Source organism: Acinetobacter cumulans, assembly GCF_003024525.3.
GTDB classification, from domain to species: Bacteria; Pseudomonadota; Gammaproteobacteria; order Pseudomonadales; family Moraxellaceae; genus Acinetobacter; species Acinetobacter cumulans.
Genome location: NZ_CP035934.2, coordinates 2,923,497 through 2,938,668, shown reverse-complemented (window position 1 = coordinate 2,938,668; position 15,172 = coordinate 2,923,497). Strand labels below are relative to the sequence as shown.

At 42.1% G+C, this 15,172-nt stretch carries 8 protein-coding genes; 6 read left to right on the top strand and 2 right to left on the bottom strand.

The features are described 5' to 3' along the window. Positions 1 to 5: 5 nt before the first annotated feature. Together C9E88_RS13790 and nagZ are read right to left on the bottom strand one after the other, a co-directional pair. Positions 6 to 878 (bottom strand): class I SAM-dependent methyltransferase, encoded by an 873-nt coding sequence (locus tag C9E88_RS13790; RefSeq protein WP_106985161.1) that lies wholly within the window; start codon positions 876 to 878, stop codon positions 6 to 8. A gap of 138 nt (positions 879 to 1,016) precedes the next feature. Then, positions 1,017 to 2,042: a beta-N-acetylhexosaminidase gene (gene nagZ, locus C9E88_RS13785; protein ID WP_106985162.1), complete on the bottom strand. Its 1,026-nt coding sequence runs from the start codon at positions 2,040 to 2,042 to the stop codon at positions 1,017 to 1,019. 200 nt (positions 2,043 to 2,242) lie between these two features. Here nagZ and C9E88_RS13780 point away from each other — a divergent pair, with 200 nt between their 5' ends. The 6 genes from C9E88_RS13780 (at position 2,243) to C9E88_RS13755 (ending at position 15,075) form a co-directional block, all read left to right on the top strand. Then, positions 2,243 to 4,441, top strand: a complete 2,199-nt coding sequence (locus C9E88_RS13780) for a carboxy terminal-processing peptidase (protein ID WP_106985163.1) — start codon at positions 2,243 to 2,245, stop codon at positions 4,439 to 4,441. Positions 4,442 to 4,758: 317 nt separating this feature from the next. Further along, positions 4,759 to 6,822: a bifunctional diguanylate cyclase/phosphodiesterase gene (locus C9E88_RS13775; RefSeq protein WP_106985164.1), complete on the top strand. Its 2,064-nt coding sequence runs from the start codon at positions 4,759 to 4,761 to the stop codon at positions 6,820 to 6,822. Positions 6,823 to 7,143: 321 nt separating this feature from the next. Beyond that, positions 7,144 to 8,958, top strand: a complete 1,815-nt coding sequence (gene atzF / locus C9E88_RS13770) for an allophanate hydrolase (RefSeq protein WP_106985165.1) — start codon at positions 7,144 to 7,146, stop codon at positions 8,956 to 8,958. 20 nt (positions 8,959 to 8,978) lie between these two features. Then, on the top strand, positions 8,979 to 12,578 hold the full coding sequence (gene uca / locus C9E88_RS13765) for an urea carboxylase (protein WP_106985166.1): 3,600 nt from the start codon (positions 8,979 to 8,981) through the stop codon (positions 12,576 to 12,578). A gap of 2 nt (positions 12,579 to 12,580) precedes the next feature. Further along, positions 12,581 to 13,264 carry a GntR family transcriptional regulator gene (locus C9E88_RS13760; protein ID WP_106985167.1) on the top strand — a complete coding sequence of 228 codons (684 nt, stop codon included), beginning with the start codon at positions 12,581 to 12,583 and terminating at the stop codon, positions 13,262 to 13,264. A gap of 218 nt (positions 13,265 to 13,482) precedes the next feature. Then, the gene (locus C9E88_RS13755; protein WP_106985168.1) at positions 13,483 to 15,075 is read left to right on the top strand and encodes a peptide chain release factor 3; all 1,593 of its coding nucleotides are present in this window, start codon (positions 13,483 to 13,485) and stop codon (positions 15,073 to 15,075) included. Positions 15,076 to 15,172 lie beyond the last annotated feature (97 nt).

Below are 15,172 nucleotides of genomic sequence, written 5' to 3'. Positions count from 1 at the left end.
CAGCGCTATGAGCGCTGTTTTTTTATGACTGCATGAATGACCCATACCAAGTCCCCGCCGTGTTCGTCAGGGGAGAGAAAGGGAATTACATTGCTGTCATTGGGTTTTTTGAGGCTATTGATGGGTTGGAGTACCTCAACTTGCTGGAAGCCAGCATTTTGAAAAAACTCATGAATTTGCAACGGATTGATAAAATGAAAAGTAAAAGAACTGCGAGACATTACTTTTAATAGTTTACTGCTGGTCCAAATAAAATTGGCCAGTTTATTTTTGACGGGTTCAGGGTAAATATCGGTCAAATAATGTAATTGTTCAAAGTCTTGCCCATATTCGCTAATGCCTTGTAATAAGCGATTGAGTAAGGTTTTATCGAAGTAGTTAATCAGGCCTTCGCTGATAATCACCAATGGGCGCTTTGGGTCGAAAACTTGAAAAATGCGCTCAAAGTCTTGGCTAAAAATATCTGCGGTGAGTACTTCAGGTGCATTTTGATCTAACTTTTGTAGTGCTTGGGTTTTAATTTTGGCCATGTCTGGCAAATCGAGCTCGCGATAATCAATCGTTGGAAATTTTTGACGAAAGTTCCAACTGCGAGGCGATAGGCCACAGGCAATCTCAAGTACTTGTAGTTGTGGGTGTTTTTGAATTAACTGTGTCAGTTCACAGTCAATGAGGGTGTGGCGTTGTTTGAGTGTGGTGCGCATACTGCCACCCACATGCTTTTCGGCCCAGCTTTCGAGTGGATGTACCAACTTTGCTAAAAACTTACCTTTAGAGGTCGCAAAAACTGGATTTGAAATCCCCATGCTGTACCAAATATAGCCTGTATAATGCGCTGTAAACGAAATATGACGATGCACAGAAAGTTGTTGAGTCATAAGAAATAAGCCCTAGATTTTCTTTTAATTTTTTTGCTTTATATTGCAATGTATTGTTGTTTTTATCATAAAGAAAAAGGAACAATTTGTCGTGTTCCTTTTACTTAAAAGTGCTGATTGATTTTGTCAAAATAGCGTTTAAACGCTTAGACCTTGCTTGAATGCAGTAATACGGTCACGAATGCTTGCCCATTCCGCACCTAACTCCAGTTGTTCACCAATCTGAATGTGTGGAATGTTGCCACGCATACGTTCTAGGCGCTGTTGATTTGGCAGCGGTAAATGCTCAATACCAGCCAATGCAGTGCAAGCCGATTCACGGTTATTACAAACCAGTCCCATATCACAACCTGCATTTAAAGCGGCTTGAATACGTGCATCGGCACCGCCAGCTACACAGGCTGCTTGCATACTTAAATCATCAGAGAACAGTACGCCATCAAATTGTAATTCTTGGCGTAATACCTTTTGAATCCAATAAGGCGAGAACCCTGCAGGATTTGGGTCAACATTTTCATAAATTACATGCGCAGGCATTAAGGCATCTAACTGTGGTTGCAATTGGATAAAGCTTTGCATGTCTTTTTGATAAATTTCTTCATAACTACGACTATCCACCGCAGCTGCCACATGTGAGTCTGCTTGAACAGAACCATGGCCTGGAAAATGCTTACCTGTAGATGCCATGCCCGCACGTTTCATGCCTTTGAGGAAGGCACTAGCCAAAGGCACAATGTCTTGCATATTTTTGGCAAAGGCACGGTCTCCGATCACATCACTAATGTCATTTAGATCGAGCACAGGTGCAAAACTGAAGTCGATGCCTACGGCCAAAACTTCCGTGGCCATGAGCCAACCACATTGTTCGGCCAAGTCGAGGGCTTTTTCAGGTTCGGTTAAGTTAAGTTCGCCAAACTGGCCCATAGCAGGAAGCAGGGTAAAACCATTTTTTAGGCGTTGTACGCGACCACCTTCTTGATCGACTGCTATTAAAATGTCAGGACGAATTTGGCGCATGTGGTCGGTTAAGGCACGAACTTGTTGTGGTGAGACAATATTTCGACCAAATAAAATCATGCCTCCGACTTGCGGTGCCTTTAATAGTTCAATATCTTCTTGAGTAAGTTCTGTGCCAGCAATGTCGAGCATTAATGCGCCAATCATATTCGGGGGTCCGTGTTGGTATTTTTAGGGAAAAACAATACCTGAATTCTGCAATGTTTTGCTACACTTTGTCAGCACAGATTATGATAAAACTACACGACATAAACAGATTAAGTCATTTAAGATTTTGAAAATATTTAATTCTAGTCCAAAAATGACAAGGCAATTTGGTTCGTAAACCAAGGAAGTACGACAGAGATATGAAACTTCAAACTTTAGCTTGCGCCGTTGCCTTGGCAACAGGTGGTTTATTTTTTACACATGTTGTGAATGAAGCAATTGCGGCAGAAAGTGCGCCAGCAACAACTCAATCGATTCAACCGACACAAGAGCAAGCCTTGGTTTCGCGCCAGCTTGCAACTTTGGTGGATCGTCAGCATTACCTAAATCAGCGTTTAGATGCCAATACATCTAATCGTATTCTAGATTTTTATTTAGACAGTCTAGACCCTGAACATTCGTTGTTCTTGGCATCCGAAGTTGAAGATTATAAAAAACGCTTTGGCCCAAGTTTTGGTGCGAATTTAAAAGCTGGTAATTTGTCTGGCCCTTATGAGATTCATGCACAGTATCGCGAGCGCTTAAAGCAATTCTATAGCTATATTTTGGCTGAACTTAAAAAACCACAAAATTTAAATCAACCCAATGTCGTGATTGAAACCGATCGTGAAAAAGCACCGTTCTTTAAAACGGAAGCAGAACAGCGTGCGCATTGGAACAAAATGCTGGTGTCGCAACTGATCAACCTTACGATCAGTAAAGAAGAAGAACAAGCCAAGCAAAAAGCTTTAAAGGACAATCCTGAATTAGCCAATGGGCAAGATTTAAAAGGCCCAGAAGATTTAACCCCAGTTCAGACCTTAACTAAGCGTTATAACCGTCAATTAGAGCGTGTTAGTCGTTTAAAAAGCGATGATGTGTTAGATAAAACACTCAATGCAATGATGCTGACTTATGATCCACACAGTAACTATTTCCCGCCTGTAGATGCGATGGAGCTAAACCGTCAAACGACGTTGCAACTTGAGGGGATTGGGGTATCGATTCGTCCAGAGCGTGGCAATGAAGATTACACCAAGATTGAAACAATTGTAGAAGGTGGTCCAGCGAGTAAATCAGGCCAAGTTAAATCAGGTGATCGCATCATTGGTGTGGCACAAGATGGCGACAAAATGGTGGACGTTGTGGGTTGGCCGAGCAATGAAATTGTGGGCTTAATTCGCGGTAAGCGTGGCACTAAAGTGACGGTACGTTTATTGGGTGCAGGTGCTTCTATGAGTCAAGCACGTAACGTGACGATTGTCCGTGATGTGATTCAAGAAGAAGATGCAGGCGTACGCTCACGTACAGTGGATATTCAGCGTGATGGCAAAAACTATAAGTTTGGTGTGATTGAAATCCCATCATTCTATTTGAACTATCGTGCACGTCGTGCGGGTGCAGATTATCGTTCTGTGTCTGAAGACACCAATAAAGCGCTAAAAGCATTAAATGCTCAAAATGTGGCAGGGATTATTATCGATTTACGTAATAACCCAGGTGGTTCTTTGGATGAAGTATCGCGCATGTTGGGGCAAGTGATTAAATCAGGTCCAGTGGTACAAATTCGCGATGGCAATGGCAATGTCAGTGTATTTGAAGATGATGATGGTGGTGCTCAAACCTATGCAGGCCCATTGGCTGTACTGATTAACCTTGCTTCTGCATCGGCAAGTGAAATTTATTCAGCGGCGATTCAAGACTATGAGCGCGGTATTGTGATTGGTAGTACAACTACAGGTAAGGGCACAGCTCAAGTGCAGTTGGACTCTTTGGCTTATGGTCAAGCAACGCTCACGCAACGTAAGTTTTACCGTATTACCGGTGGAAGTACCCAAAACAAAGGCGTGATTCCAGATGTAAAATTGGTCGATATTTACAATGAAGAATTTGGTGAGCGTAAGGCAAAAAATGCATTGCAATGGGACACGATTCCAACAGCACCCTTCAAACGTGAAGGCTCAATCAAAAACTATGTGCCTGACCTAGTTAAATCATCGCAACAACGTGTCAGCCTTGATCCTCAGTTTAAGTATTTAGAGCAACGCACCAGCCTTGCTAAAAAAACTGATGAGCAAAAGCAATTGGTGCTTGATTTACAGCAACGCAAAAAAGAGTTGCTTGATCTTGAGCAAAAGACTTTAGATGCAGAAAATGCACGTCGTACAGCAACAGGATTGAAACCATATAGCAATTGGGAAAGCTATCAGGCTTCATTGGATGCTTTGGTCGAGTCGCGTGCCAAGATGAAAGCAAATCAACGCCCTGCATTGCCTGAGGAAGAAACCTTCGTCAAAGAAGCAGCCAATGTACTGTTGGATTATGCAAGTTTACAGGCGAAACATAAGCCAGCTTCTTAAATCATTTTATAAGATGAAAATGAAACCAGTGCATTTATGAATGCACTGGTTTTTTAATGGAAAAGTGACGTAAGTCGGTATAAATTAGCAACTTCTGTCAGTTGAGTGACCTAATTCAAATCAAAATTCAGGATTTCGACAAGGGGTAATAAAACGCAGAATAAATACTTGACCTTATACACAGAGTAATGGATTCTTAAGGCAATTGGTTGTTTTATAGGTAGTCTTTTAATAAAAGCCTATTCATCCACCTTTTTTTGTGTGTAGCATTTTGGGTACAAAGAGCAATAATCAGAGCTGATGCGGAAAAGCTAAATATGACTCATATACATTATGATTACAGTCTAGTGCTTGGATCAGTATTGGTGACCTTGGTGGTCTGTTATTTAGCAGTTTCTTTAGAACAGTTGGTATTTCGCAGTTCTAAGCCTAAATACGAAAGAATGATCTTGGTGGCAAGCGGTATCATTTTAGGGGCGGCAATCTGGTGCATGCACTTTATAGGTATGCAAGCTAGCACGATGCCTGCACCTTATCATTTTGATTTTGGTTTAACGTTTACTTCATACATTATTGCTTTTATTGCATCTACTTTTGTGGTTTGGTTAACCACACGCCAAACTTTACCATTTGCTCGCTTAATTTTAGGCGCAGTGCTAATGGGGTTGGGTATTTCAGGTATGCACTATACGGGCATGATGGGCCTGATCGTACAACAACATGATATTTACTATGATCCACTGGTGGTAACGTGTTCCATAGTGGTTGCGATTTGTGGCTCTGGATTAACTTTTTGGCTAGCCTTTAAAAAAAAATTAAATCAATACCGTAATTCACTAATTAAATTGGTTGTATCTGCAATATTAACCATGACGATTGTGAGCATGCATTTTATTGGCATGGCTGCGACAAAGTTTATAAAAATAGATGCAACACAAAGCTTGCTTCAGGCCCAATCTAGCCATGATATGTTGCTATTTACCGTGCTCTTTATTACAGCTTTAATTTTTATTGCAGCTTTTAGTGTCGCGCTACTTGAACAACGGTTAGAAGACCGTAATAAGCAACTCTCGAAGGCCAACAAAGAACTGGCCAATCAAGCAGTACAAGACAATTTAACCAAATTACCCAATCGTTTGTATTTAGCTGAATATGTACATTTATTGTTTACGGAGCATCGAAGCAGTCAAGAAAAAATTGCATTTTTATATATCGATTTAGACCGCTTTAAAGCTGTAAATGATGTATTTGGCCATCATGTTGGCGATCAATTGTTGATTCAATTGGCCAATCGTATGCACCGTTTATTGGATCAAGATTCCAAATTATTAAGAATTGGTGGCGATGAGTTTTTGATGGTGTTAGAACACACCGAAACAGAGCATGCTTCACAAGTTGCACAACGTATTTTAGAAATTATACAAGAGAGTTTTTTAATTGCAGGCAAAGAAATTAATTTGTCCGGCAGTATTGGTATTGCGATGTATCCTGAGCATGGCAGTAATTTACAAGACTTATTAATCAATGCCGATGCAGCGATGCTGACCTCGAAATATCAAGGTCGTAATACCTATTCTATCTTTAGCTATACCATCGATCAACACGAAACCAAAAGCCAAACCAAGTTGATTAATGATCTGTATAAAGCGGTTGAAGAACAACAGTTTATTTTGTTTTATCAGCCGAAGTTTAATGCCAGCGATTTAAGCATGTGTGGCGTAGAAGCCCTTATCCGTTGGAAACATCCAACATTGGGTTTGCTGACACCTAATATGTTTATTGGAGGGGCAGAGAAAACAGGCCTCATTATTCCAATGGGATATTGGGCACTTGAGCAAGCCTGTAAGCAGATTCAACTCTGGGAAGACAGCGAAAATGAGCAGTTTCTTCCGATTGCAGTCAACCTCTCTGCGATTCAATTCGAGCATAAACATTTATTTTCAACCCTTGAAACGCTATTTGATCGCTATCGTATTAATCCTAATCATTTAATGATTGAGATCACTGAATCTACAGCCATGCACCATATCGATATTAGTATTCGTACTTTTGAGCATTTACGCAGTATGGGGATCAAGCTGGCTATTGATGACTTTGGTACAGGCCATTCGAGCTTTTTATATTTAAAAAATTTACCTGTGGATGAGTTAAAAATTGATAAAGGCTTTATTCATGATTTAACGGCATCTTCCAAAGAAGAAATGATTTTAGAAAGCATTGTGCATCTGGCGATTAAACTGGGTCTGACCGTGACAGCAGAAGGGGTGGAAACACCTTTGCAAGCGGAAATCTTAACGCGTTTGGGCTGCCAACAAATGCAAGGGTATTTATTGGGATTGCCTGTAGATGTAGTACGCCTAGAGTCGCGTGAATATGTTTAATGTACAAGGAATGAGGGATTGGCTTCAGTGCTGATTTCTCCATTATGCTGTAGCCAAAATGCAGGATTGAATTGTGCTTTGAATTAAAGATAAGCTTTATGATGCAGGAGCCAGCTGATCTGTATTTTCGGTTCAAACTGACATGGTGCAAATAAAGTGAACGAATGTTCTATTTTAGAACAGATGTGTATGATGATAGGTCTGAAATAAATAAAAATAATTATATTTAATAAGTAAGATATTGAAAAATAATAAAAATATTATTTTGGCATGATGTGTGCAATACAGTATTCAAACTTGGATACAAGAATGAGCACATCAATGAACCCAATAAAAACTTTAGGCTGGACTTTAGCGGAATGGAAAGCGGGCTACGCAAACAACACACTTCAACTTGAAGACTTATATGCCTTGGTCGAGCAATTTGATCGCGTAGACCCAGCATGGATTTCAATTGCATCGATAGAACAAATAACTGCGCAGATTGAAGTTTTAAAACAAATTGAAAATGCGACTGCCTTACCTTTGTTTGGTGTGCCTATTGCAGTGAAAGACAATATTGATGTGGCAGGCTTTGCGTCAACGGCTGCGTTTAAATTATTTACTGAAATTAAAACTGAAGATGCCTATGTGGTACAACGCTTAAAACAAGCGGGTGCGATTATTGTAGGCAAAACCAATTTAGATCAATTTGCCACAGGATTGGTTGGTACACGTTCGCCATTTGGTGCAGTGCCGAATACATTCAATCCTGACTATGTAAGCGGTGGTTCAAGCTCTGGTTCAGGCAGTGTGGTGGCACGTGGTTTAGTCCCGATTGCGCTCGGTACAGATACCGCAGGCTCAGGGCGTATACCCGCAGCATTTAATAATATTGTTGGTTTAAAACCGACCAAAGGGCGCTTTTCAAATACAGGCTTATTGCCTGCCTGTAAAAGCTTAGATTGCATTTCAATTTTTGCCTTAACCGTCGCTGATGCGACTGCTGTGGCAGATGTTATGGAAAGTTTTGATGTAAGCGACAGCTATTCACGTGTGAATCCAGCAACAGCGCCTGCAAAGTTCAGCACACAATTAAAATTAGCTATTCCAAAACAGTTAGAGTTTTTTGGCGATGCTCAATCGGCGGATGCATTTCAGCAAGCACTGACTGAATTAAAAAACTTAGGCGCAGAACTGACTGAAATTGATTTCAGTGCTTTTGCAAAATTGGCTGCACAACTGTATCAAGGGTCATGGATCGCAGAGCGAACTGCTGCAGTTGCAGACTTATTAGAAACATCGGTACAAGACTTTGACCCAACAGTTTTAGAAATTATTCAAAAAGGCCAGCAGTACACTGCGGTTGATGCTTATAACGCCGAATATTTAAAGCAAGAATTGGCTCGAGACATTCAGCAAACCTTAGCGCAATTTGATGCCTTAGTGGTGCCAAGCTCGCCAACCATTCACACACTGGCTGAAATGGCAGAAGCGCCGATTGAATATAACAGTCACTTTGGCACCTATACCAACTTTACCAATTTAGCAGACCTCAGTGCCATCGCTGTACCTGCAGGCTTTCGTGCCGACGGGCTGCCTTTTGGAATCACATTCATTGCACCAGCTTGGCACGATACGGCTTTAGCAGATTTTGCAGAAAAATGGCAAAAGCAACTGAAATTACCCCTCGGTGCAATGGGTAAAACATTGCCTGAAACAGCTTCAGTCATTTCTGCACCATCCGCACAGCATTTTCGAGTTGCGGTTGTGGGTGCACATCTCACAGGCATGCCACTCAATTTCCAACTGACAACACGCCAAGCCGTGCATGTCGAAACCACAACCACTTCTGCTGATTATGCCCTCTATGCATTGCCGGGCACTGTACCGCCGAAACCAGGTTTAGCACGTCAGGAATCGGGTCAAAAAATTATTGTCGAGCTTTGGGATATTCCAAAAGCACGCTTTGGTGAATTTGTTGCTGAAATTCCAACACCACTTGGTATGGGCAATGTCGAGCTTGCCGATGGACGTTGGGTGAAAGGCTTTATTTGTGAACCTTATGGCCTAAACGGTGCAAAAAATATCAGTGAATTTGGCGGCTGGCGCGCCTATATCCAATCACTGCACGCAACAACAGCAAAATCAAATTAAAAAAATTCGGGGAAATAATCATGTTTAAAACAGTGTTAATTGCAAACCGTGGTGAAATTGCTGTTCGTGCGATTCGTACATTAAAGAAACTCGGTGTTCAGTCAGTTGCCGTGTATTCAGAGACAGACCGTTATGCACAGCATGTCTTAGATGCAGATGTAGCGGTTTCACTTGAAGGTGTTAAACCTGCAGAAACTTATTTAAGTATTGAAAAATTGATTCAAGCAGCAAAACAAACCGGCGTTGAAGCAATATTTCCCGGTTATGGCTTTTTGTCTGAGAGTGCCGACTTTGCCCGTGCATGTGAAGAAAATAACATTGCCTTTATGGGGCCAACGGCTGAACAAATTTTAGAATTTGGTTTGAAGCATCGTGCACGTGAATTGGCTGCGGCAGCCAATGTACCCATGACACCGGGTACAGGTTTATTGGCAAATTTGGATGAAGCACTCGCATCTGCTGCAGAGATTGGTTATCCAATCATGTTGAAAAGCACCGCTGGCGGTGGTGGGATTGGTTTAACCCGCTGTGATGATGAACAATCATTAAAAGATGCGTATGAAAGTGTAAAGCGTCTAGGAGAGCAGTTCTTTAAAGATGCGGGCGTGTTTCTCGAACGTTTTGTCGATAAAGCACGTCACGTAGAAGTACAAATTTTTGGTGATGGTTTAGGTCAAGTCGTTGCTTTTGGTGAGCGTGACTGTTCCTTGCAGCGCCGTAACCAAAAAGTCGTTGAGGAAACACCTGCACCGCATTTACCAGAAGCGACACGTCAAAAATTGCACCGTGCTGCTGTAGAGCTCGGTCAATTGGTGAAATACCGCAGCGCAGGCACAGTTGAGTTTATCTATGATGCTGCCCGTGATGAAGTGTATTTCCTTGAAGTGAATACCCGTTTGCAGGTTGAACATCCAGTCACTGAAATGGTGACAGGATTAGATCTGATTGAATGCATGCTCAAAGTGGCAGCAGGTGATGCTTTGGACTGGGAAAAACTCAGCAATATTCAGCCCAATGGCGCTGCCATTGAAGTGCGAATTTATGCGGAAGACCCAGTGAAAAACTTCCAGCCAAGTCCGGGTGTACTCACGGATGTATATTTCCCTGAAGACATTCGTGTGGATACGTGGGTATCTACAGGCACAGAAATTTCACAATATTTTGACCCGATGATTGCCAAAATCATTGTGCATGCAGCAGACAGAGACAGTGCGATTGCCAAGCTAAAAACAGCCTTGGCTGAAACCCGCCTGAATGGCATCAGTACCAACTTAGACTATGCGCATACCGTAGTATCAGATGCACGCTTTGAAAATATGCAAATCTGGACACGTCTGCTGGATGATTTTAAATACGTGCCAAATGTAATTGAAGTGCTACAACCGGGTACACAAAGTACGATTCAAGACTATCCGGGGCGTGTGGGCTATTGGGATATTGGTGTACCGCCATCAGGCCCGATGGATGATTATGCATTTCAATTGGCCAATCAAGTTGTGGGTAATCCAAAATCGGCAGCAGGCTTTGAATTTACCTTACAAGGGCCAAGTCTAAAATTTCATGCCGATAGCATCGTAGCCTTAGCAGGTGCGCCATGCAGCGCGACTCTAGATGGAGTAAATGTCGATTTTTGGCAGCCGATCAGCATCAAAGCCGGGCAAACTTTGGCACTCGGACAAGTTGAATCAGGTTGCCGTACTTATCTTGCAATCCGCAACGGACTAAATGTACCTGAATATCTAGGCAGTCGTTCAACCTTTGCATTGGGTAATTTTGGCGGTCATGCAGGGCGAGTGCTGCGCGCAGGCGACATGATTAAAATGGTTAATCCAAGCCTGCCTTTAGATGGATTGGAAGTTGCAACAGCAGCACCGCAAGCTTTGGCAGCAGAGCGTATTCCAAGCTATGGCAGAGAATGGAAAATTGGCGTGCTCTATGGTCCACATGGTGCACCAGATTTCTTTAAACCTGAATATATTGAAGAATTTTTTGCTTCAACATGGAATGTACACTTTAACTCAAACCGTTTAGGTATTCGCCTAACTGGCCCGACACCAAGCTGGGCACGTGAAAATGGCGGTGAAGCAGGTTTGCATCCATCCAATGTGCATGACTGTGAATATGCTATTGGGGCGATTAACTTCACTGGTGATTTTCCAGTGATTTTGGCCAAAGATGGCCCAAGCCTCGGTGGCTTTGTTTGCCCAGTGACGATTGCCAAAGCAGAACTTTGGAAGATTGGTCAACTGAAGGCGGATGACAGCATCAGTTTCTACCCGATGAGTGTGGAACAAGCCAATGCCTTGGAAGTTCAGCAAATTGCCGATATCCAAAGCTTTGCTCAAGCACCTGAAAAGTCAGAGGTGGCAACTTTTGAATGCAAGCCTGAAGGGATATTGGCGGTTCGTGAAGCAGATATGCATGCGCCGAAAGCAGTCTACCGTCAGGCAGGTGACAGTTACATCTTGCTTGAATATGGCGAAAACGTTCTCGACCTTGCATTACGCTTACGTGTTTATCGACTGATGCAGCTCATTCGTGAAGCGACCATTGATGGCATTTTAGAGCTTTCACCGGGTGTGCGTTCACTGCAAATTAAATATGATGGATTGCGTTTCAGCCAAGCAAACTTGATCCAGTTCTTATTGGGTCTGGAAAATGAGATGGGCGATTTGAGCCAAATCAAAATTCCATCACGTATTATTCACTTGCCGATGGCATTTGAGGATTCGGCAACTTTAGGTGCTGTAGAACGTTATCAAGAAAGCGTCTGTGCCAAAGCGCCGTGGTTGCCAAATAACGTCGATTTCATTCAGCGCATTAATGGCTTAGACAGCCGTGAGCAAGTCAAAGACATCATTTTTGATGCCAATTACCTGATTTTAGGTTTAGGCGATGTGTATTTAACCGCACCTTGTGCCGTTCCAATTGATCCGCGCCATCGTTTGCTCAGTTCGAAATATAATCCTGCACGTACCTTTACTGCCGAAGGCACTGTAGGTATTGGCGGTATGTACATGTGTATCTATGGCATGGACTCACCGGGCGGTTATCAATTGATAGGCCGTACCTTGCCCATTTGGAATAAGTTTAAAAAGAACAAGCAGTTTGGTGATCAGCAATGGTTCTTACGTTTCTTTGACCAAATTAAATATTACGAAGTAACCGAAGCTGAACTCGATCAATTCCGTGCCGACTTTGCCAATGGTGTGGCGGAAATTAAAATTGAAGAAACTGAATTTGATTTCGCAGCTTATCAAACTTTTTTGGAAACAGAGAAGGACAGTATTGCCGAATTTAAAGCACAGCAGCAGCAGGCATTTACAACTGAAGTTGAACGCTGGAAAGATGAGTTCGATGCGCCTGCGGAAATGGAAATCCTGCAAGACGATACCGACTATAGCCAGTATGCAGCTTTAAATGCATCGATGACAGGCAACATTTGGAAAATTTTTGTCGAAGCTGGACAGTCTGTGAAGAAAGGCGATACTGTAGCCATTATTGAAGCGATGAAAATGGAGCTTCCAGTCTATGCCGATGATGACGGTATAGTGAAAGCGATTATCTGCCGTGCGGGACAAACGGTACATAGCGGTGAACCGCTGGTTTATATGGAATAAACATGACTTCAGCCATTGTTGGGAAAAGCTCAGACAACTTGTCTGAGCTGGTTTTCCAAAAAATAAAAAACGATATTTTTGATTTTCAGCTCAAACCGGGTGCACGTTTTACCGAATCTGAAATTGCAGAATTGTATGAAGTCAGCCGTACACCCGTACGGCAGGCTTTATACCGTTTACAGCAAGATGGTTATGTACGGGTGCATTTTCGCAGCGGTTGGGAAGTGAAGCCACTCAATTTTAAAGCCTACGAAGAACTGTACGATTTACGGATTTTGCTGGAATGCTATGCCATTGAGCAGCTCTGTAAAATGGAACCAGAACAACTCAAACAGGCTTTACAGACATTGGTGAATTTGTGGTGTATTCAGCCTGAACGGTTTTTGCATGATTTAAAAACTTTATCTATGCAAGATGAAGCATTTCACTGTCAATTGGTTGAAGCAATTGGTAATAGTGAAATGGCAAAGGTGCATCGGGATGTGAGTGAAAAAATCCGTATTATTCGCCGTTTAGATTTTTCTAAAGATTATCGTATTGATGCAACCTATGCAGAACATCAAAAGATATTGGAACAGATCCTTAGCAAAAATAAAGATTTAGCCTTGGAGAGTATTCAAGCACATATTATTCAAAGTCGTGATGCTGTGAAAAAAATTACCTTGGAAATGTTGGCTCTATTATAAGCTGGTCAGTCTTTTTTTATTGAACAATAACGAATTCCAAGTTGATTGAAGGCATGACGAAGAAGCGGATGAAATGCGGACTGCTAAAGTGTAATCATGTATTTTGGTGTGTATGTGAGGGTGGAGGAATACCGAAAGAAATCTGCTACAATATCGCCAATTTTTGATTTGATCAGATTTGGTCTTTTGCGCTGCGCGTCTGCAGTAGGTGTCTTTCCATGAGTTTTAAAGATGAATTAGCGACACAGGTCGCTCAGCGTCGTACGTTCGCGATTATTTCCCACCCCGATGCGGGTAAAACCACCATGACAGAAAAACTGCTGTTATGGGGACAAGCAATTCAGGTTGCGGGGATGGTAAAAAGCCGTAAGTCTGACCGTGCGGCAACATCTGACTGGATGGAAATGGAAAAAGAACGTGGGATCTCAATTACCACGTCAGTCATGCAGTTCCCATTCAAAGACAAGATGATTAACCTTCTCGACACCCCAGGGCATGAAGATTTCTCTGAAGATACTTATCGCACATTAACAGCGGTTGACTCTGCACTTATGGTGATTGATGGTGCAAAAGGTGTCGAAGACCGTACGATTAAATTGATGGAAGTGTGTCGTATGCGTGACACACCAATCATTTCATTCGTCAACAAAATGGACCGCGAAATTCGTGAGCCATTAGAATTGCTAGATGAAATTGAAAACGTCCTCAAAATTAAATGTGTACCTTTAACTTGGCCTTTAGGTACAGGTCGTGACTTCGCTGGTGTATTCAACCTCATCGAAGAAAAGTTCTATGTATATAAAGCAGGCTTTGGTTCAACCATTACAGACATTGAAATCCGTGATGGCTATGACTACCCAGACTTACGTGAAAAAGTAGGTGAGTTGGCTTGGGCAGCGTTTGAAGAATCATTAGAACTCGTACAAATGGCCAATGAACCATTGGATCGTGCAGAGTTTTTAGCGGGTCGTCAAACGCCTGTATTGTTTGGTACTGCGCTTGGCAACTTTGGTGTAGACCATGTACTTGATGCATTTAGTAACTATGCACCAGAACCAAAAGCGCACCCAACACAAGACCGTAAAGTGGACGCGACTGAAGAAGGTTTCACAGGCTTTGTATTTAAAATTCAAGCCAACATGGATCCAAAACACCGTGACCGTATTGCCTTTATGCGTATCTGTTCGGGTAAATATGAAAAAGGCCTGAAAATGAAGCATGTACGTCTAGATAAAGATGTGCGTATTTCAGATGCATTAACCTTCTTAGCAGGCGACCGTCAGCATTTAGAAGAGGCGTGGCCGGGTGATATTATTGGTTTGCATAACCACGGTACCATTCAAATTGGCGATACCTTTACATCAGGTGAAAAGCTTCAATTCACAGGTATTCCACACTTTGCACCAGAAATGTTCCGCCGCGTACGCTTAAAAGATCCATTAAAATCTAAGCAGTTACAAAAAGGCTTAAAAGAACTTTCGGAAGAGGGTGCAACACAGGTGTTCATGCCTCAAAACAGTAACGACTTGATTGTTGGTGCTGTCGGTGTACTTCAGTTTGAAGTGGTTGCATACCGCTTGAAAGAAGAATACAAAGTGGATTGTGTATACGAGCCTGTCAGCATCAACACTGTACGTTGGGTATCGTGTGATGATGAGAAAAAATTCAATGAATTTAAGAAAAAAGCACATGACCAATTGTCTGTCGATGGTGGTGGTCATTTAACCTATCTTGCACCGAGCCGTGTGAACTTACAGCTAATGCAAGAGCGTTATCCTGATATTGTGTTCCGCAATACCCGTGAACACTAAAAATATGCTTTAGTTTTACCAGTATCTGATTTATTGAAAACAGCTTCTTAGGAAGCTGTTTTAATTTGTGATAAATTTAACTTAACTTTTATAGGTT

What these genes read in the sequence shown, in the direction of transcription:
- atzF (WP_106985165.1), top strand. Translation starts at nt 7,144, where the DNA reads ATGAACCCAATAAAAACTTTAGGCTGGACTTTAGCGGAATGGAAAGCG.
- C9E88_RS13790 (WP_106985161.1), bottom strand. Translation starts at nt 878, where the DNA reads ATGACTCAACAACTTTCTGTGCATCGTCATATTTCGTTTACAGCGCAT.
- nagZ (WP_106985162.1), bottom strand. Translation starts at nt 2,042, where the DNA reads ATGATTGGCGCATTAATGCTCGACATTGCTGGCACAGAACTTACTCAA.
- C9E88_RS13775 (WP_106985164.1), top strand. Translation starts at nt 4,759, where the DNA reads ATGACTCATATACATTATGATTACAGTCTAGTGCTTGGATCAGTATTG.
- C9E88_RS13755 (WP_106985168.1), top strand. Translation starts at nt 13,483, where the DNA reads ATGAGTTTTAAAGATGAATTAGCGACACAGGTCGCTCAGCGTCGTACG.
- C9E88_RS13760 (WP_106985167.1), top strand. Translation starts at nt 12,581, where the DNA reads ATGACTTCAGCCATTGTTGGGAAAAGCTCAGACAACTTGTCTGAGCTG.
- C9E88_RS13780 (WP_106985163.1), top strand. Translation starts at nt 2,243, where the DNA reads ATGAAACTTCAAACTTTAGCTTGCGCCGTTGCCTTGGCAACAGGTGGT.
- uca (WP_106985166.1), top strand. Translation starts at nt 8,979, where the DNA reads ATGTTTAAAACAGTGTTAATTGCAAACCGTGGTGAAATTGCTGTTCGT.